The sequence below is a fragment of the Burkholderia thailandensis E264 genome (assembly GCF_000012365.1).
Classification (GTDB): domain Bacteria; phylum Pseudomonadota; class Gammaproteobacteria; order Burkholderiales; family Burkholderiaceae; genus Burkholderia; species Burkholderia thailandensis.
In genome coordinates, this window is sequence record NC_007651.1 from 3239217 (window position 1) to 3257355 (window position 18139).

Genomic DNA, 18139 nt, shown 5'->3' on the forward strand with positions numbered 1-18139 from the left:
CATGCCCGGCGCATGTCCCGATCGCCCCCGATCGCCCTGAACGAGCGTGCGCGCCTTCTTCCCGGCAGGCCGCGCGAGAATGTTTCATCACCAATTTCACGGCTCGCCTGTGCTGTTCAAAGCTGAACAGCCGGCCGCTTCGGCTACCCGTCCGGGTGCATGGAACCGATCCGAGCGTATTGTCAAACGAAAGGCGACGCCTATACTCTCGTCAGACGACACACAAGACGCATAGCGAAACCAAGCGGCGCGGGCCCCGACGCAACAACGTTCGCCCCCCGGCGTTGCGCGCCGATTTCCCATCTCGATCCAGAAACAGCGTTGCGGAGGCTACCGTGAGCACTGTCTTCACAGCCCATGAATCGCCGCGTGTAATCAACATCATCGCCCGGCTCTACACCGCATGCCTGCTGATCGGCTTCGCGCTCGTGCCGGCGTACCTGATCGTCTACGTGCGGTTCTTCATCGATCCGCGGCTCGTCTTCGAGAACCATCAGTTCCACGAGCTGGCGATCGCCGCCGCGACGCTCGAGGGCCTCTTCGTCACCTACGTGACGTGGCGCTGCTATCTGTCGTCGGGCGAGCCGCTGCTGCGCTGGCTCACGCTCGGCTTCTTCGGCTTCGCGCTGATCTACTCGCTGCACGGCGCGTTCACCGGCATGGCGCACCAGAACATCTGGCTGTTCCTGCTGTACGGCCCCGCATCGCGCCTCGTGATGTCGATCCTGCTGCTCGTCGGGCAACTGTCGTACTTCAGGAACGCCGATCCGCCCGAGCGTCGCACGCTGCTGTCGACATGGCTGCCGTGGATCGCCGGCTTCGTGCTCGTCTGCGTCGCGGTCGCCGCCATTGCGTACTCGCCGATCGCCGGCCATCTGTGGACGCGCGCGTCGATGGAGGGCGGCGCGATGATCGTGTCGCTCGTCAACGTCGCGCTGCTGCTCGCGCGTCGCATCCGCACGCCGTTGATGCTCGTCTACGGCATCTCGGTGATGTCGTTCGCGCTGTCGTCGATCGCATTCATTCTCGGCAAGCCGTGGAACCACATGTGGTGGCTCGCGCATGCGATCTTCGCGGCCGGATTCTTCATGCTGAGCTTCGGCGTCGTTCAGGCATTGATCACGACCCGCTCGTTCGCGACCGTCTACAGCCAGCAGGATCTGATGGCGCGGCTCGCCGAATCGATGGCGCGCACCGAGGGCGCGCTGCAGGAGCTCAAGCGCACCAACCAGAAGCTCGAGCATCTCGCGACCACCGATCCGCTGACGGGCGCGTCGAACCGGCGCAAGTTCATCGAGCAGATGCAGGCGGAAATCGCGCGCGCGAAGCGCGACGGCACTGCGTTCTCGCTGCTCGCGCTCGATCTCGACAACTTCAAGACGATCAACGACAACTATGGCCATCAGGTCGGCGACGTCGTGCTGCGCAACTTCGTGCGTCAGTGCCTTGCCGCGATCCGTCCTTACGACCACATCGCGCGCGTCGGCGGCGAGGAGTTCATGGTGCTGCTGCCGCGCATGCTCGCCGACACGGCGAGCGGAATCGCGGAGCGCGTGCGGACCACGATCGCGAACGCGTCGTTCGGCATCGACGGCACGCATACGCCCGTGACCGTGAGCATCGGCGTGTCGCAGTACGGGCGCGACGGCGACACCGTCGACGAAATCCTGAGCGCCGCCGACAAGCTGCTCTATCGCGCGAAAAACGAGGGGCGCAATCGCGTCGTCGCGTCGTAGGCGGCGGCACGGACGGTCGGACCGGATGGCCGCATCGGCGGTTGTGCGGGCGCGGACCGGGCGACGGGCACGCGCGCCGCGCCCCAAACCGGCGTCGCACCGGCGAAGCGTGCCGCCGCGCGTGCGTGCGGGCCGCTTGCCGACTGCCCGCTCGCACGGGCGGAAGCTCATTTCAGTTTTTCCGATCGGCGCCGATAACCTCGATGGGCCGCTCGAGAGAAACGACACGTCCCCGCCGCGCCGTCACATCGGCCAACGATCGCGACAACGCCCGCTTCCAACCATGAAAAAAACTGCCCCGCCGACGTGGCGCGACAAGCTGTCGGCTTTCAGATATCGCCATCTGCGCACGCCGTTGCCTAAGCTGGAGACCAGCCGATTCGGTTGGGCCAAGCGCTGGTTCCTCGACTGGCTCGTGCCGACGGGCGCATCCGCCTGGGCGGCCTATCATCTCGCCGGCGCGTTCGTCGCGCATTACCGGTCCGTCACGCCGACGAACGCCGGGCACGACGTTGCGCTCGACGTCATGTCCGAATTGATGTCGCTCGCCAATTCGAGGCTCTTTGCCTACACCGGCATCGCGCTCGTCGCGATACTCGTCGCGCTGCTGTTCCAGCGATATCTGAGGCGGCCGGTTCGCGGCAGATGGCTGAACCGCCGCAAGCGCCCCGTGATCCATTCGCTGCCGTTCACACTCGGCTTCCTCGCCGGCAAGCTGCTCGCCTTCGCGGTTCCGGCGCTCGCGGTCGCGGTCGCGGCCTATGCGTCGGAAGGGGCGATGGGCGCGATCGCCCCCATCGCGGCGCCGATCGCCATCCTCTCCGCCGCCTATTACTTCCTGCTGTACGACGAAGTGCGGCCGCCCGCGATCGTCAGTCTTTCGTTTCATCGTCCGCGCGAGGCCGCCGCGCACGCGGTTGAAACAAGCGGCGCGCCCGCCGTCGGCATCGGCGCGTGGCGCGATGCGCACGCCGAACTGCAGGACGACGTGTTCGCGATCGCGGACGCCGCGGGAGGCATGTGCGGACAGAGCATCTTCGTGTCGCACGACGCCGACGACATCGCCATCGCGATTGCATTGAGCCTCGATCAAGACCATCGATCCGACAAGCAGCAGCGCTCGCTCGACGCGCAAATCGATCGCGTGTTGCGCAAATGGCGAGCAAGAGGCTACGCGAGCGGCTCGCTGCACGACGCGAAGGCGACGCCCGAGCAGTCCGAGCAGTCCGATCCCGGCGTTCCGTTCTGGCTGCCCGAATCCGAGCGCGTCATTCGGCATGGATCGGTATTGCTTAAAACGCGGAACGGACGCGATGCGCGCATCGTCGACGATTCGATCGGCTGCGTGCAGGCCGACGCGTCGCTCGCTCGCACCCGGCAACGCCGCGTGCGCACGTTCGAGTTCGTTTGAGAGGCGCGACAGCCGACCCGGTTTCGCGAGGATCGTCTCGCCTCTCGCATCTCGCCTCCAGCCGGCTTCGATCACGATCGAAGCCCGCGCGGTTTACACGATTTTTTCATCGGACGAAGCACTCTATACACCGAATCTTCGCGGCGATTCCTAGAATGCCCGTCATGTTCCAGACGAAATCTCCGTGGCTCGGGCTGCACCGCCGCGCGAAAAACCGCACATGAAGCCGCTCAGTTTCCATCTCGATCCGATCGCCCTGCCGTCCTTCCACACGCCGCGAGCGGCCGCTCGCGAACGATCGGCGCCGAATCGCGTGCGCGCGGCCCCGGCCGACTATCGCGTGTTGATGTCGATACGCGTCGGCACCGACAATCTGCCGCGCGTACGGCGCCTGCTGCATCAGGTGCTCGGCGCCGCGCTCGACATCTACACGGCGGTCATCGACACCAAGACCGGACAAGCGTGCCTCCAGCTCGAATTGGCGAGGACGTCCGTGCCGGATGCGATGTCGTCGATCATGCACGCGCTGCCCGAAGCGGAGTTCGGCCCGATCCGTCGCGCGCCGCAAGCGCTCGCCCCTCGCGCAACGCGCATGCGGACATCCGGCTCACCGCCGGCTGAGCGCGCCGAATCGCAACGCAACGCACGCGTCACGCACCAGCCATTCGACGCGTGAGCCCCGCACGGCCCGGCGGCCATCGAGCCGCCTGAGCCGGGCACTCGATCCGCGCGTTTTTCCGGACAAGCATTGCCGGCAACCGGCAGGCCGTTTCGCACCTCGACACGGCGCACCGGATGCCGGCCGCGCTTGGCAGTCGTCGTTCTCTTTTTTGATCGAGCCTTTCGAAGATTCCAACATGAAGAAACCCGTCATCGGCGCGGCTTGCGCCGCCCTGCTCGGCGCAACCGCGACGGCGCACGCGCAAAGCAGCGTCGCGCTCTACGGCCTGCTCGACGCGAGCATCGCATACACGAACAATCAATCGGGCAAGAGCGCGTGGCAGCAAGGCAGCGGCCTGCTGTCGAACACCGTGTTCGGCCTGAGCGGCAACGAAGACCTAGGCGGCGCATGGCACGCGCTGTTCCGCCTCGAGAGCGGAGTCAACGTCAACAACGGTTCGTCTTCCTACAAGAACACCGTATTCGGACGCCGCGCCTATGTCGGCCTGCGACAGGACGACTACGGCACGCTGACGTTCGGCCGCCAATACGATTCGGTCGTCGACTGCCTCGGGCCGATCGCGCTCGCGAACAACGGCGACGGCAACAATCTGGCCGCGCATCCGTTCGACAACGACAACATCGACGATTCGTTCTACATCGACAATGCAGTCAAATACGCGAGTCCGACGATCGCCGGCATGCAGCTCGGCGCGGTGTACGGGTTCAGCAACCAGGCGGGCTTTTCGGGCAACCGCGCGTACAGCGTCGGCCTGTCGTACGGCAACGGGCCGGTCAATCTCGCCGCCGCCTATCTGCAGTTGAATCGCGGCGGCACGACGGCGAACGGCGCGCTGTCGACCAACGACGCGCCGAACTTTCCCGCCGCGCGCCAGCGCGTGATGGGCGCGGGCGGCAGCTATACGTTCGGCCGCGCGACGCTCGGCGCGCTCTGGACGCACACGATGCTCGACGATACCGCCGCCGCTTCGCTGCCCGGTGCGATGCGCGCGTTGCGGTTCGACAACTACGAGATCAACGCGCGCTACGCACTGACGCCCGCCGTTTCGTTCGCCGGCGCCTATACGTTCACCGACGGCCGCTACGACGGCGCGGCCACCGGCCGTCCCAAATGGCATCAGGTCACGCTGATGGCCGATTACGCATTGAGCAAGCGCACGGACGTGTACGCGCAGGGCGTGTACCAGCATCAATTCGGCGTGCCGTCCGATGCCGCGCTCGGCTTCGCGTCGATCAACGGCCTGGGGGCATCGTCGACGAACACGCAGGTCGCGGCGACGGTCGGAATCCGGCATCGGTTCTGACGTTGCGCCTGCGTCTCCAACGCAGGTTCGGCCGCGCCATGGCGGTCAGGAAGAGGATTCGCCCGATCGCCGGGCGATTCGGGCGCCGGGCTCGAGCGTTGGCGAAACGTCCGGCGGCCGCGCGGCGATCAACGGCCGCGCGATCGACGGTGGTTACGCCGACCGGCGTTGCCCAGTCCCGCACGGTTCGGTCGGCCAGCAACTCCGTCGGCAGCGTGCGGCCTGAATTCGGCGGACGACTCGCATCCGGCACCGCTTGGGCGATGGGGCGCTTGGGGATGGCTACGCTCAGGCACGCGACCTTTCCGCGTGCCAAGCACTAGCAAATGTGGGAATGACCTTCGAGATTTCAGCGACGCGGCACGAACCGTGCAAGCATGACGCCCTGGACAGCGGAGCCGCGGTCGAGATCGACCGATTAGCGGAGACGTTCAAGCCCCGGCGGCTTCCGGCTGGCTTCCGCCTTTTTGAATGACCGAGCCGCACAATCTCGTGGTGCCGGGGACCGGACTCGAACCGGCAAGCCAATTAAGGCGGCGGATTTTCGTCACACTGCTTCTTTCGAAGCCGGCGCCGCGCGGCGCCGTTCGTGCGCTGGACTATGCCTTCGCCATTGCGCACAAGCCTTGCTGCCGCTCATGCGCGTTAGGCGCCCCCCGTCTAGTCTCTACACCTTCCCCGCCGCCGCTCTTCCGTCCGCTTCGGGGCTTGGCTCGGCGTTGCCTCGGCGCATCGCGCGCCAGGGGTTTCGCCGAATTTGAAGGGTTCTGCACCGGCCGTTTCCGGCCGGGCACTCAATCGTTTAAGTCCGCTATGTTTACCAATTTCATCACCCCGGCAAGGGCGGACGCGATTCTACCACTGCTCGCGCGCGCCTTTCCGATTCGCCCCCGAAAATGCAGCCCGATCACGCGCGATCCGGCGCCGTCCGCGTCTGCGCCGCGCGCTCGCCGCATCGATCAGGTAAGTCGACAAACGCGCGCACCTCGGCCGGCATGTGCCGTCACTGCGGATACGCGGCATGGAGCTGCGGCCACGCAACCGGCCTGTCGAGCGCAATCCGGACCTGTTCACCGCTTCGCCGCTATCGAGGTATCGCCGCATGCCGCCTCGGCCACGATCGCATAGCCCCCCGCGCAACGCGGCCGCGAGCGCCAGCGTGCCGATGCATGCACGCTCCAAAACCGGAGATGTCGCGCCGCTGCTCGCGCCGAGGACGCTCGCCGGTCGAGCCGGCGACGTCACGATGAGCGGCGGATTTTCCGCGTTGCTCGCGTGCGCGTCGCCGACGGAACGAGCGCATGTACTCGACCGTGTCCTCGCATCGCTTTCGCTCATCGGCATCGTCCGAATACCGATGCCGCTGCATGTCGCCGATCGCCGCGCCCTTGCCGCATCGCGTGCCCGCCGCCACTCATGCTTCCGACGTCGCCGCCGTCACCCGCCTTTGCCGCCGTCATCAGTTCTTCATCGACGCCGCCGATAATCCCGTCGACGAAAACGTTTACACGCATCCGCCTCCCGCTCATGACGCCGACCATCAAAGACGTCGCCGCGCTCGCCGGCTTTTCGATCGCCACCGTGTCGCGCGCGATCAACGCGCCGCACACGGTCCATCCCGCGACGCTCGAGAAGATCCGCGCGGCGATCGATGCGCTGCGCTTCCGCCCGAATCCGCTCGGCCGGCAACTGCGCAGCGACCGCACGCAATTGATCGGCGTCGTGCTGCCGACGCTCGCGAATCCCGTGTTCGCCGAATGCCTGCAAGGCGTCGACGAGCTCGCGGCGCAAGCCGGCTTCAAGCTGATCGTGATGTCGACCGAATACGACTCGGCGCGCGAGCGCCATGCGATCGAGACGCTGCGCGCGCAGCGCGTCGAAGGGCTGATGCTGACCGTCGCCGATGCCGACGCGCACCCGCTCCTCGACGAGCTGGACCACAACGGCCCGCTCTACGTGCTGATGCACAACGACACGCCGCATCGCCCGTCGGTCGCGGTCGACAATCGCCGCGCCGCGTACGACGGCGTGCGGATGCTGATCGAGCGCGGCCATCGGCGCGTGCTGATGCTCGCGGGCTCGCTCGACGCGTCGGACCGCGCGCGGCTGCGCGTGCGAGGCTATGCGCAGGCGCTCGACGAGCACGGGCTCGATCCGCTGCCCGCGCTCGAGCTCGACTTCAACGCGCCGGCGCTGCCGCACGCGATGCTCGCGCATCTGAGCGCGCGCGCGACGCGGCCCACCGCGCTCTTCTGCAGCAACGACTGGCTCGCGATGGTCGTGATCCGCGGCCTGCGCGACGCGCGCCTCGCGGTGCCCGATGACATGTCGGTGCTCGGCTTCGACGGCCTCGCGGTCGGCGAGCTGCTCGCGCCGCCGCTCGCGAGCGTCGCGACGCCGAATCGCGAGATCGGCCGCGCCGCATGGCGGCGTCTTGCCGAGCGCATCGCCGGCACGCGTCATGCGCATCCCGCGCTCACCTTGCCGCACGCGGTGCGCGATGGCGCGACCGTCGCGCCGCCTCGCGAGGCGCACGATGCGCACGACGCGCACGATGCGCGCGCGCCGCGCGTCGCCTGACACCCGCCTTCGCTTCCCGTCGCATCCACTCGCTTCGCCCATTCAAGGAGACCTGTCGTGACTGTCCGCCGTTCGCCTCTCTCGCGCTCGCCGCTCGCCGCCGTGCGTCGCGCGTGCGCCGCCGTGCTGCTCCCCGTCGCGTCGCTCGCGCTGTCGCTCGGCGCATCCGCCGCGCACGCGGACGACGCCGCGATCTGCTACAACTGCCCGCCCGAATGGGCCGACTGGGCCACGCAGATCGCGGCGATCAAGCAGAAGACCGGCATCCGCGTGCCGTTCGACAACAAGAACTCGGGCCAGGCGATCGCGCAACTGATCGCCGAGCAGAAAAGCCCCGTCGCGGACGTCGTCTATCTCGGCGTGTCGTCGGCGGTCCAGGCGAAGGACAAGGGCGTCGTCGCGCCGTACAAGCCCGCGCACTGGAACGACATCCCGGCGAACCTGAAGGACCCGCAAGGCTACTGGTTCGCGATCCACTCGGGCACGCTCGGCTTCTTCGTCAACAAGGACGCGCTCGACGGCAAGCCGGTGCCGCGCTCGTGGGCCGATCTGCTGAAGCCCGAGTACAAGGGAATGGTCGGCTATCTCGATCCGTCGAGCGCGTTCGTCGGCTATGCGGGCGCCGTCGCGGTGAACCAGGCGCTCGGCGGCAGCTTCGACAATTTCCAGCCGGCGCTCGACTGGTTCCGCAAGCTGAAGGCCAATGCGCCGATCGTGCCGAAGCAGACCGCGTACGCGCGCGTGCTGTCCGGCGAAATTCCGATCCTGCTCGACTACGATTTCGACGCGTATCGCGCGAAGTACAAGGACCATGCGAACGTCGAATTCGTGATTCCGAAGGAAGGCACGATCTCGGTGCCGTACGTGATGAGCCTCGTGAAGGGCGCGCCGCACGACGCGAACGGCAAGAAGGTGCTCGACTTCGTGCTGTCCGACGAAGGCCAGAAGCTGTGGGCGAACGCGTATCTGCGGCCGGTGCGCGCGCAGGCGCTCAGCGCGGACGTCGCCGCGAAGTTCCTGCCCGCGAGCGAGTACGCGCGCGCGAAGAGCGTCGACTTCGGCAAGCTCGCGGCCGGCCAGCCGGCGTTCGGCAGGCAGTATCTGCAAGTGATGCAATAAGTCGCGCGACGGGCGCGCGCGCCGTCGCTCGCCGCCCGTCATTCGTCATTCGTCATTCGCACGAGTCGCTTTCACGATGTCCGATCTCACGTTCCCGTCGCGCTGGCGCATCGCGCTTCTCGCGCCCGCGCTCGCCGTGTTCGTCGCGTTCTGGCTGCTGCCGATGGTCTCGCTCGTGCGGGTGTCGGCAAACGGCGTGTTCGTCGACGCCTATCTCGCGCTGCTGTCGAACGCGCGCTACATGAAGAGCCTCGCGTCGACGCTCGCGCTGTCCGCCGCCGTCACGCTCGCGACGCTCGCGCTGTCGACGATCGCTGGCCTCCTGCTCGCGCGCCGCGCGTTCGCGGGCAAGCGCGCGCTGATCGCGCTCCTCACATTTCCGCTCGCGTTTCCGGGCGTCGTCGTCGGCTTCATGGTGATCATGCTCGCGGGGCGGCAGGGCTTGATCGGCATGCTGTCACAGAAGCTCGTCGGCGATCGCTGGGTGTTCGCGTATTCGGTCGCGGGCCTGTTCGTCGGCTACCTGTATTTCTCGATCCCGCGCGTGATCGTCACGGTGATCGCGGCGGCGTCGAAGCTCGATCCGTCGCTCGAGGAAGCCGCGCGCTCGCTCGGCGCGTCGCGCTGGCACGTGCTGCGCGACATCGTGCTGCCCGCGCTCGCACCGGGCCTCGTCGCCGCGGGCGCGATCTGCTTCGCGACCGCGATGGGCGCGTTCGGCACGGCATTCACGCTCGCGACCGATCTCGACGTGCTGCCGATGACGATCTACACAGAGTTCACGCTGAACGCCAACATCGCGACGGCGGCCGGCTTGTCGATCGTGCTCGGGATTGTCACGTGGGCGGCGCTGGCGCTCGCGCGGAACCTGACGGGCCAGGCGACGGCCGCATCCGCGTGAGGACGATGCAGCGACGGAAGAATCGTCGCCATTGCGAAGGAAGAGGCATGTGACGTCCGGCCGATGCGGGCCGATGCGGGTCGGCTCGATCTGGGCTGGGTCTGGGCTGGGTTGCTGGGTTCGGTCAGGATTCGATCAGGGCTCGGTCAGGACGAGACGCCGGAACGGCGCGCCTCGGCCACCTCGCCGGATCGACTCGCCGCGGCCGCGAGCCCAGGGCCGGGCACGGGCCGCGCGTCGCGCCGGCGGTTACTTCTTCGTCGACGACAACGTTCCCTTCGGATTCGTCAACCAGTTGTTCGCGTTGACGACGAGCGTATTGGCGTTGTTGAGCAGCGTGCTGAGCGAGCTGCTGTTGATCGTGAACGTGCCACCCAACAGGTTGAACGTCCCGTCGATCAGGTTGTCGCCGCCGTGAATGCGCTTGCACTGCTCCATCGTTATCGCTTGCATCGATCACTCCCTCCTCGTAGACAACAAAAAAGAGCGGGGTTGCCACTCTCGTGCCTGGCCATCAACAATCGCCCCGCAACGTGCCGCGCGACGCGCCGTGTTCAAACCCGTCTTCGTGCGGCGCGCCCGGCGTTCGGCCCGTTTTTCCCGGACACCTGAACGCCATTCGGCGACTCAATATAGCGTAACGGCATGCGTGGCGACATCCGGAGTACCGGCAATTAGACGAATTGCTCGGCGATCGCCGCGCTCGATACGGATGGCGCGACGAACGTCGATGCCCGCCGACGCGCATGCGGCCGCGGCCGTCGCTCAAAGCCGGGGTTCGCCGCCGTTTCGCCGACGCGGCGCGCATGCGGCGCACGCGTGCGCAAGCGCGCCGCCGTTGCATGCGCGCGATTCGCGGCCGCGCCGGCGCGACGCGCATCGACGCAATCGCCGCGCAAGCCGTCTCGCGCACTTCATTCAAACGTTTAAAACCACGGGATCGCGCTGCGCAAGCATTCGACGATGCGCAGCGCGATCGACGCGCGTGCGCGCCGCCAAAGCGACGTCACCCCGCGCCGCGCTTGGCGCCACGCTCTGCCCGGCCCGTCGCCGCGCGCGGCGCCGTCATCAGTTCTTCATCGACGCCGTCGATAATTCCCTTCGACGAAAACGTTTACATCGCTTTGCGCATGCTCATGACGCCCATCCCGAAGGATGCCGCCGCACTCGCCCGCCCCGCCGCCTCGGCCGGCCCGGACGGGCCGCCCGCGGTCCGCCGCGCACGCCGCGCGCCGCTCGACTGGCTCGCCGCCGCGCAATGGGCGGTCACGCTCGCGCTGTGCGCATTCCTGATCGTGCCCGTCGCGATGTCGGTGCTCGCCGGGCTCACGGTCAACTATTTCCGAGGCCCGTCGAGTGGCCTCACGCTGCGCTGGCTCGGCGAAGTGTGGGCGCAATATCACGGCTCGGTGTTCCTGTCGCTCGAAGTCGCGCTCGCGACGCTCGCCGTCACGCTCGTCGCGGGCGTGCCCGCCGGCTACGCGCTCGCGCGCGGCCGCAGCCGCGTCTCGCGGCTGATCGAAGAGGCGCTCGTGCTGCCCGTCGCGCTGCCGGGCCTCGCGTCCGCGCTCGCGCTGCTCTGCGTGTACGGCGGCTTCGCCGCGTTCCGCACGAGCATGTGGTTCATCGTCGTCGGCCACGTCGTGTTCACGCTGCCGTTCATGGTCCGCGCGGTCGCGGCCGTCGCCGCGCGCGCCGATCTGCGCACGCTCGAAGAAGGCGCGGCGAGCCTCGGCGCATCGTTCGTCACGCGCTTTGCGACGATCGTGCTGCCGAACCTGCGCCCCGGCATCGTCGCGGGCGCGCTCGCGGTGCTCACGCTGTCGATCGGCGAATTCAACCTCACGTGGATGCTGCACACGCCCGACACGAAGACGCTGCCCGTCGGCCTCGCCGACACGTACGCGTCGCTGCGCCTCGAAATCGGCAGCGCGTACACGATCCTGTTCCTGCTGATGACGCTGCCGCTGCTCGTCGCGATGCAGCGGCTCGGCGTCGAGGCGCCGGGCGCACGCGACGGCGCGCGCCAGCGCCGCTGATTTTCCGGCGTCGTCTCGCCGCTCTCACGCCGCTCTCACGCCGCGCCTTCGCCGCTCTTTCGTTCCGTCGCCGCCTCCATCGTTGCCTTTATTGCCGCTTCTTTCCGCCGCCACGCCGATGAAACTCGAACCCGTTCCGATCACCCTGACCCGTTGCGCGAAGACCTTCCACGGCACGCGCGTGCTGGAGCCGCTCGATCTCGCGATCGGCGCGGGCGAGACGCTCGTGCTGCTCGGCCCGTCCGGCTGCGGCAAGACGACGACGCTGCGTCTGATCGCCGGGCTCGACGTCCCCGATGCGGGCGGCGCGATCGCGTTCGGCGCCGACGACGTGACCGCGCTGCCGATCGAACAGCGCGGCGTCGGCATGGTGTTTCAGAACTACGCGCTGTTTCCGAACCTGTCGGTGCGCGGCAACGTCGGCTATGGGCTGCGAATCCGCCGGACCGAGCCGCGCGTGCTGCGCGAGCGCGTCGACGAACTGCTCGCGATGATGCGGCTCACGGCGCACGCGGACAAGCCAGTTGATGCGCTGTCGGGCGGCCAGCGCCAGCGCGTCGCGCTCGCGCGCGCGCTCGCGGTTCGCCCGCGCGTGCTGCTGCTCGACGAGCCGCTGACCGCGCTCGATGCGCAGCTGCGCGACGCGCTGCGCCGCGAGATGAACGCGCTCTTGCGCGAGCTCGGCGTGACGACGGTCTACGTGACGCACGACCAGGCCGAGGCGATGGAGCTCGGCGACCGGATCGTCGTGATGAGCGCGGGCAAGATCGAGCAGATCGGCACGCCGCGCGACGTCTACTATCGGCCGGCGTCCCGCGCGGTCGCGCGCTTCATCGGCACGCTGAACCGGCTCGAAGGCGTGTGGCGCGACGGCGCGCTCGTGACCGAGGGCGGCGCGCTCGCCGTCGCGTCGCCGGCAAGCGAGCTATTCTTTCGACCGGAGGACGCGCGCCTCGTCGATCCGTCGGGCGCGCCGCTGCGCGGCGCGGTCGCGAACTGCGCGTTCCTCGGCGAGCGCACGCGGGTGACGGTCGAGCACGCGGCGCCCGACGCGCTCGTGATCGACGTGCCGGGCCGCGTCGATCTCGCGCGCGGAACGGCGGTCGGCATCGCGATCTCGGCCGAGGGACTCATCGCGCTCGCGTGATGCATGGCGCGCGGTGCGCGCCGCACGACTCGTGCGGCGTACGTCGTGCGCCGTGCGCCGTGCGCCGTGCGGCGCATGATGCGCGAAGCGCGGCACCGGCGACACAAGACACGAATACGACACGAACCCCATACGATTACAACGAGGAACGACGATGCTGCTTGCCCACATCAGCGATCTGCACATCAAGCGGCCGGGCGCGCTCGCATACCGGCGCGTCGACACGGCCGCGCATCTCGCGCGCTGCGTCGCGCGGCTGAACGCGCTCGAGCCGCGCCCGGACGCGGTGCTCGTCACGGGCGACCTGACCGATTTCGGCGACGACGAAGAATACGCGCATCTGAAATCGCTGCTCGCGCCGCTCGCGATGCCGTACTACCTGATCGTCGGCAACCACGACGATCGCGCGGCGCTGCGGCGCGCGTTCCCCGCGCGCGCGGAATTGCAGTCGGGCGAGTTCGTTCAGTACGCGCTCGATCTGGGGCCGTTGCGCGTGATCGCGCTCGATTCGCAGATTCCGGGCGCGAGCGGCGGCACGCTGTGCGACGCGCGGCTCGCGTGGCTCGCCGGCCAGCTCGACGCCGCACGCGATCGCCCCGTGATCGTCGCGCTCCACCATCCGCCGTTCGCGTGCGGCATCGGCCACATGGATGCGATGCGGCTCGCCCCGCACGCGTCGAGCCGGCTCGATGCGCTGCTGCGCCGCTTTCCGAACGTCGAGCGCGTGCTGTGCGGGCACGTGCATCGAACGATGTTCGCGCGCTTCGGCGGCACGGTCGCATCGGCCGTGCCCGCGCCCGCGCATCAGGTCACGTTCGATCTGCGCGACGACGGGCCGTCGTCGTTCTCGATGGAGCCGCCCGCGTTCGCCGTGCATCGCTATGCGCCGGACGCCGGGCTCGCGTCGCATCACGTGTACGTCGACGCGAGCGACGGGCCGCATCCGTTCTTCGAGCCGACGGGCGCGCTGATCGACTGATCGACTGATCGAGCGGGCGCTCGGACGGCCGGGCAGTTGGACGGCCGCGAGACGCCGCGGCACGCCTCAAGCGTGCCGCGGTATGCGCGAGTCGCGCGGTCGAGCGGCCGGAACTCTCCCGCGCGGCGATGTCGGGCCGCAAGAGCCGCCGAGCATCGCGCGCGCCGTCATGCATGTCACGCGCGCCGCACGGCGTGACGATCACTCGGCAAACACCATGCGCGCATGGAACGACCGACACGCCGGCGTCCGCGCGCGGCACATGCCGGCGGCCCACGCCCCGTTACTATCTTCCCGCCCCGATAATTGGGGCTTTGGCCAGCCAGGCTCGGCATGATTCTCGCCCCCAGTCGCAGTCATGATCCGGGGGGTGTTGTCACCGGGCCTGGTGGGTGGCTGGTGATCGCTGATAGGGGTTTGGCCGGGATATCCCGACGCCGTCCGTAACGTGGATGCCGAGACTTGCCACCGTTGTTGCAGGCCAATCCGTTCACTCTGCACAAACTGCGATGCAAGACACACAACAACGTGATGCCGTCGATGTCTTCGTCGGCGTCGATGTCGGTAAAGGCCAGCATCACGCCGTCGCACTCGATCGGAACGGCAAGCGTCTGTACAACAAGGCGCTACCCAACGACGAGGCCAAGCTGCGCGCCCTCATCGCCGAACTCAAGACTCACGGTCGACTCCTGTTCGTCGTCGACCAACCTTCCACCATCGGCGCGCTGCCGGTGGCCGTAGCCCGTGCTGAAGGCGTACTCGTCGCCTATCTGCCGGGACTGGCCATGCGCCGCATCGCCGATCTGCATGCAGGTGAAGCCAAGACCGATGCCCGCGATGCCGCGATCATTGCCGAAGCCGCCCGCTCGATGCCACATACGCTGCGCTCACTTCGATTGGCTGACGAGCAACTCGCCGAGCTCACCATGCTGTGCGGCTTCGACGATGATCTCGCCGCCCAGGTCACTCAAACCAGCAACCGCATTCGCGGCCTGCTTACTCAAATCCATCCGGCGCTCGAGCGCGTTCTCGGACCCCGCCTCGACCATCCGGCAGTGCTCGATCTGCTTGAGCGCTACCCGTCGCCCGCCGCGCTTGCCTCAACCAGCGAGAAGACGCTTGCTAACCGCCTGACCAAGCTCGCGCCCCGCATGGGCAAAAGCTTGGCGGCCGAGATCGTTCAGGCTCTGAGCGAACAAGCCGTGATCGTGCCCGGCACGCAAGCTGCCACCATCGTCATGCCTCGTTTGGCCCAGCAGCTTGCGGCCTTGCGTAAGCAGCGCGACGAGGTCGCGGCCGAAGTTGAGCAACTGGTGCTTGCTCACCCTCTTTGGCCGGTCCTGACCAGCATGCCGGGAGTCGGCGTCAGGACCGCCGCCAGACTCCTGACCGAAGTCGCCCATAAGGCCTTCGCTTCGGCTGCACACTTGGCGGCCTACGCTGGCCTTGCCCCGGTCACCCGGCGCTCAGGCTCGTCTATCCGAGGCGAACATCCATCCAGACGCGGCAACAAGGTGCTAAAGCGCGCCTTGTTCCTATCCGCCTTCGCTGCCTTACGAGACCCAGTCTCACGGGCCTATTACTCCCGCAAGATCCAGCAAGGCAAGCGCCACAACCAAGCCCTCATCGCACTGGCACGGCGACGCTGCGACGTCCTGTTCGCCATGCTGCGTGACGGCACCATTTACCAACCCAAGTCAGCCCCTACCGCTTGACGAAACACATAGGGGCACCCCGCCATTCATCATCGTGGCGAACCGGCGCCGCGCGCGAGCCGCTTCTCGTCGCATGCGGCGCTCAGCGCGCGCCGCCCGCCAGCGGAATTTCGGCGGCTCCGGTATGATCGGCGCTCGCGGCATTTCGCCTCCCCTGTTTCGATCGACGATCGGACGGCGCGCGTCATGCGCGCCGCACTTCGCCCACACGCGCCATGTCCTCGCAACCTCGCCACTCCGCCGACGCGGCCGGCCACTACTCGCGCAGCCTGTTGCTGCTGCTCGCGACGATCGCCGGCGTCTCGGTCGCGAACATCTATTACAACCAGCCGCTCCTCGACGCGTTCCGCGCATCGTTTCCGGACGGCGCGTCATGGATCGGCGCCGTGCCCACCGCGACGCAGTTGGGTTACGCGACGGGCATGTTCGTGCTCGCGCCGCTCGGCGACCGCTTCGACCGGCGCACGCTGATTCTGCTGCAGATCGCCGGCCTGTCCGCCGCGCTGATCGCGGCCGCGGCCGCGCCGACGCTCGCCGTGCTCGCGGCCGCGAGCCTCGCGATCGGCATCCTCGCGACGATCGCGCAGCAGGCGGTGCCGTTCGCCGCCGAGATCGCGCCGCCCGCCGAGCGGGGACAGGCCGTCGGCACAGTGATGAGCGGCCTGTTGATCGGCATCCTGCTCGCGCGCACCGCGGCGGGCTTCGTCGCCGAATACTTCGGCTGGCGCGCGGTGTTCGGCGCGTCGGTCGCCGCGCTCGCCGCGCTCGCGGCCGTGATCGTCGCGCGTTTGCCGCGCAGCTCGCCGACGTCGACGCTGCCGTACGGCCAGTTGCTCGCGTCGATGTGGCACCTCGCGCGGAAGTTGCGCGGGCTGCGCGAGGCGTCGATGACGGGCGCCGCGATCTTCGCCGCGTTCAGCGCGTTCTGGCCGGTGCTCACGCTGCTGCTCGCGGGCGCGCCGTTCCATCTCGGCCCACAGGCGGCCGGCCTCTTCGGGATCGTCGGCGCGGCGGGCGCGCTCGCCGCGCCGTACGCGGGCCGCTTCGCCGACAAGCGCGGCCCGCGCGCGATCATCTCGCTCGCGATCGCGCTGATCGCGCTGTCGTTCGTGATTTTCGCGCTGTCGGGCACGCGCATCGCCGGGCTCGTGATCGGCGTGATCGTGCTCGACGTCGGCGTGCAGGCCGCGCAGATCTCGAACCAGTCGCGCATCTATGCGCTGAAGCCCGACGCGCGCAGCCGCGTGAACACCGTGTTCATGGTCTGCTACTTCATCGGCGGCGCGATCGGCTCGTCCGCGGGCGTCGCCGCGTGGCGCGCGACGGGCTGGCTCGGCATGTGCGCGGTCGCACTGCTGTTCACGTGCGTCGCGGCGTTCGTTCATTATCGCGGCGGCGCGCATTCGCGATGAGCGCGGCGCGTGCGCGCCGCGTCCATTCGATGCGTCGTTCGCGCGCGCTTCGCGCACCGCGGCAATCGCGCCAAGCTCGCCGTTCGGCCCGCACGCGCGCACGGCGGCGGGGCCGGCACGCGGGCGCCGCTATTGCGCCCGCTGGCGCGCCGGATCGAACACGAACGACAGGCCGACGCTGCCGAGAATCGCGACAGTCGCAATCACGGTCGCGACCGTGACGGGTTCGCCGAGCAACAACGCGCCGAGCGCGACCGCGACGACCGGGTTCACGTACATGCAGCTGCTCGCGATGATCGGGCTCGTGTGGCGGATCAGATAGCCGTATGCGACGTACGCGGCCATCGTGCCGGCGAGCATCAGATAGACGAACGCGACGCCGGGCACGAACGCGACGTGCTCGATTCGCTCGCCGAGCACCCACGCGATGCAGGTCGACGCCGCGCCGCCCAGGCCGATCTGCAGCGCGGTCGACAGGAACAGGTCGTGCGGCAGCGCGAGCCGCGCGGCGAGATGCGCGCCGCCCGCCCAGAAGAGCGCGCCCGCGAGCACCGTGATGCCGCCGAGCGTCGAGCCGGGCGACGACGGCCCGCCGGAATTCAGCACGACGATCCCGACCATCCCGAGCGCGACGGCCGCCCATTCGCCGCCCGTGACGCGCCGCCCGGCGACCGACGCGATCACCGTCGCGAAGAGCGGCACCGTCGCGACCATCACCGCGGCCGAGCCGCTGCTGACGGTGCGCATCCCGAGCGCGATGAGGCCGGACGACATCGTGACGAGCATCGTGCCGACGAGCGCCGCGTTGCGGATTTCGACGAGCGTCGGGCGCACCGGCCGGCGGCGCATCGCGAAGACGAAAAGCCCGATGCCCGCGAGCAGGTTGCGCAGCCCGGAGAGCAGCAGCGGCGGAAACGATTCGAGCGCGACGTGCAGCGCGAGGTACGTCGAGCCCCACGCGAAATAGATGAACACGAGCGCAAGCGCGACGCGGCCGCTGCGGCTTTTCGGCAGGCGGGGCGGATGGCGGGCGACGAACGCGAGGAAACGGTCGAACGGCGTCATCGGTCAACCCGCCCGCACGAAGCGCCGCGCGGTCGAGCGACGCCCGATGC

The 18139-nt window shown here is 68.4% G+C and carries 15 protein-coding genes; 13 read left to right on the top strand and 2 right to left on the bottom strand.

Annotated features, from left to right (window positions below; all coding sequences use genetic code 11):
• Nucleotides 1-335 precede the first annotated feature (335 nt).
• From BTH_RS26610 to BTH_RS26640, 8 genes are all read left to right on the top strand, one after another.
• On the top strand, nucleotides 336-1736 hold the full coding sequence (locus BTH_RS26610; RefSeq protein ID WP_009891998.1) for a sensor domain-containing diguanylate cyclase: 1401 nt from the start codon (nucleotides 336-338) through the stop codon (nucleotides 1734-1736).
• Between the two features lie 283 nt (nucleotides 1737-2019).
• A complete protein-coding gene (locus BTH_RS26615) occupies nucleotides 2020-3147 on the top strand; it encodes a hypothetical protein (RefSeq protein WP_009891999.1) in 1128 nt (375 codons plus the stop codon).
• A 220-nt stretch (nucleotides 3148-3367) separates the two neighbouring features.
• Nucleotides 3368-3823 (top strand): hypothetical protein, encoded by a 456-nt coding sequence (locus tag BTH_RS26620; protein WP_009892000.1) that lies wholly within the window; start codon nucleotides 3368-3370, stop codon nucleotides 3821-3823.
• Between the two features lie 181 nt (nucleotides 3824-4004).
• Nucleotides 4005-5132 (top strand): porin, encoded by a 1128-nt coding sequence (locus BTH_RS26625; protein ID WP_009892001.1) that lies wholly within the window; start codon nucleotides 4005-4007, stop codon nucleotides 5130-5132.
• 334 nt (nucleotides 5133-5466) lie between these two features.
• A complete protein-coding gene (locus BTH_RS34700) occupies nucleotides 5467-5607 on the top strand; it encodes a hypothetical protein (protein ID WP_009892004.1) in 141 nt (46 codons plus the stop codon).
• Between the two features lie 1052 nt (nucleotides 5608-6659).
• A complete protein-coding gene (locus tag BTH_RS26630; protein ID WP_009892006.1) occupies nucleotides 6660-7712 on the top strand; it encodes a LacI family DNA-binding transcriptional regulator in 1053 nt (350 codons plus the stop codon).
• Nucleotides 7713-7769: 57 nt separating this feature from the next.
• The gene (locus tag BTH_RS26635) at nucleotides 7770-8831 is read left to right on the top strand and encodes an ABC transporter substrate-binding protein (protein ID WP_009892008.1); all 1062 of its coding nucleotides are present in this window, start codon (nucleotides 7770-7772) and stop codon (nucleotides 8829-8831) included.
• A gap of 76 nt (nucleotides 8832-8907) precedes the next feature.
• The gene (locus BTH_RS26640) at nucleotides 8908-9732 is read left to right on the top strand and encodes an ABC transporter permease (RefSeq protein ID WP_009892010.1); all 825 of its coding nucleotides are present in this window, start codon (nucleotides 8908-8910) and stop codon (nucleotides 9730-9732) included.
• Nucleotides 9733-9981: 249 nt separating this feature from the next.
• Here the strand turns inward: BTH_RS26640 and BTH_RS34705 are convergent, their stop codons facing one another.
• The gene (locus BTH_RS34705; RefSeq protein WP_011402507.1) at nucleotides 9982-10185 is read right to left on the bottom strand and encodes a hypothetical protein; all 204 of its coding nucleotides are present in this window, start codon (nucleotides 10183-10185) and stop codon (nucleotides 9982-9984) included.
• 683 nt (nucleotides 10186-10868) lie between these two features.
• Here BTH_RS34705 and BTH_RS26655 point away from each other — a divergent pair.
• The 5 genes from BTH_RS26655 to BTH_RS26675 all read left to right on the top strand — a co-directional run bounded on the left by BTH_RS26655 (nucleotide 10869) and on the right by BTH_RS26675 (nucleotide 17024).
• Nucleotides 10869-11771 carry an ABC transporter permease gene (locus BTH_RS26655; RefSeq protein ID WP_025369464.1) on the top strand — a complete coding sequence of 301 codons (903 nt, stop codon included), beginning with the start codon at nucleotides 10869-10871 and terminating at the stop codon, nucleotides 11769-11771.
• A gap of 118 nt (nucleotides 11772-11889) precedes the next feature.
• Nucleotides 11890-12918 carry an ABC transporter ATP-binding protein gene (locus tag BTH_RS26660; protein ID WP_009909842.1) on the top strand — a complete coding sequence of 343 codons (1029 nt, stop codon included), beginning with the start codon at nucleotides 11890-11892 and terminating at the stop codon, nucleotides 12916-12918.
• Nucleotides 12919-13072: 154 nt separating this feature from the next.
• Complete coding sequence (locus BTH_RS26665; protein WP_009892018.1) at nucleotides 13073-13897, top strand: phosphodiesterase; 825 nt, start codon at nucleotides 13073-13075, stop codon at nucleotides 13895-13897.
• A 509-nt stretch (nucleotides 13898-14406) separates the two neighbouring features.
• Complete coding sequence (locus BTH_RS26670) at nucleotides 14407-15612, top strand: IS110-like element ISBma3 family transposase (protein WP_009892020.1); 1206 nt, start codon at nucleotides 14407-14409, stop codon at nucleotides 15610-15612.
• A 215-nt stretch (nucleotides 15613-15827) separates the two neighbouring features.
• A complete protein-coding gene (locus tag BTH_RS26675) occupies nucleotides 15828-17024 on the top strand; it encodes an MFS transporter (protein ID WP_009892021.1) in 1197 nt (398 codons plus the stop codon).
• A 129-nt stretch (nucleotides 17025-17153) separates the two neighbouring features.
• Here the strand turns inward: BTH_RS26675 and BTH_RS26680 are convergent, their stop codons facing one another.
• A complete protein-coding gene (locus BTH_RS26680; RefSeq protein ID WP_009892022.1) occupies nucleotides 17154-18089 on the bottom strand; it encodes an EamA family transporter in 936 nt (311 codons plus the stop codon).
• Nucleotides 18090-18139 lie beyond the last annotated feature (50 nt).

Excerpts from the sequence above, each read along its gene's own strand:
- BTH_RS26615 (WP_009891999.1), top strand. The coding sequence starts at position 2,020 with ATGAAAAAAACTGCCCCGCCGACGTGGCGCGACAAGCTGTCGGCTTTC.
- BTH_RS26620 (WP_009892000.1), top strand. The coding sequence starts at position 3,368 with ATGAAGCCGCTCAGTTTCCATCTCGATCCGATCGCCCTGCCGTCCTTC.
- BTH_RS26625 (WP_009892001.1), top strand. The coding sequence starts at position 4,005 with ATGAAGAAACCCGTCATCGGCGCGGCTTGCGCCGCCCTGCTCGGCGCA.
- BTH_RS34700 (WP_009892004.1), top strand. The coding sequence starts at position 5,467 with ATGACCTTCGAGATTTCAGCGACGCGGCACGAACCGTGCAAGCATGAC.
- BTH_RS26630 (WP_009892006.1), top strand. The coding sequence starts at position 6,660 with ATGACGCCGACCATCAAAGACGTCGCCGCGCTCGCCGGCTTTTCGATC.
- BTH_RS26640 (WP_009892010.1), top strand. The coding sequence starts at position 8,908 with ATGTCCGATCTCACGTTCCCGTCGCGCTGGCGCATCGCGCTTCTCGCG.
- BTH_RS34705 (WP_011402507.1), bottom strand. The coding sequence starts at position 10,185 with ATGCAAGCGATAACGATGGAGCAGTGCAAGCGCATTCACGGCGGCGAC.
- BTH_RS26655 (WP_025369464.1), top strand. The coding sequence starts at position 10,869 with ATGACGCCCATCCCGAAGGATGCCGCCGCACTCGCCCGCCCCGCCGCC.
- BTH_RS26660 (WP_009909842.1), top strand. The coding sequence starts at position 11,890 with ATGAAACTCGAACCCGTTCCGATCACCCTGACCCGTTGCGCGAAGACC.
- BTH_RS26665 (WP_009892018.1), top strand. The coding sequence starts at position 13,073 with ATGCTGCTTGCCCACATCAGCGATCTGCACATCAAGCGGCCGGGCGCG.
- BTH_RS26670 (WP_009892020.1), top strand. The coding sequence starts at position 14,407 with ATGCAAGACACACAACAACGTGATGCCGTCGATGTCTTCGTCGGCGTC.
- BTH_RS26675 (WP_009892021.1), top strand. The coding sequence starts at position 15,828 with ATGTCCTCGCAACCTCGCCACTCCGCCGACGCGGCCGGCCACTACTCG.
- BTH_RS26680 (WP_009892022.1), bottom strand. The coding sequence starts at position 18,089 with ATGACGCCGTTCGACCGTTTCCTCGCGTTCGTCGCCCGCCATCCGCCC.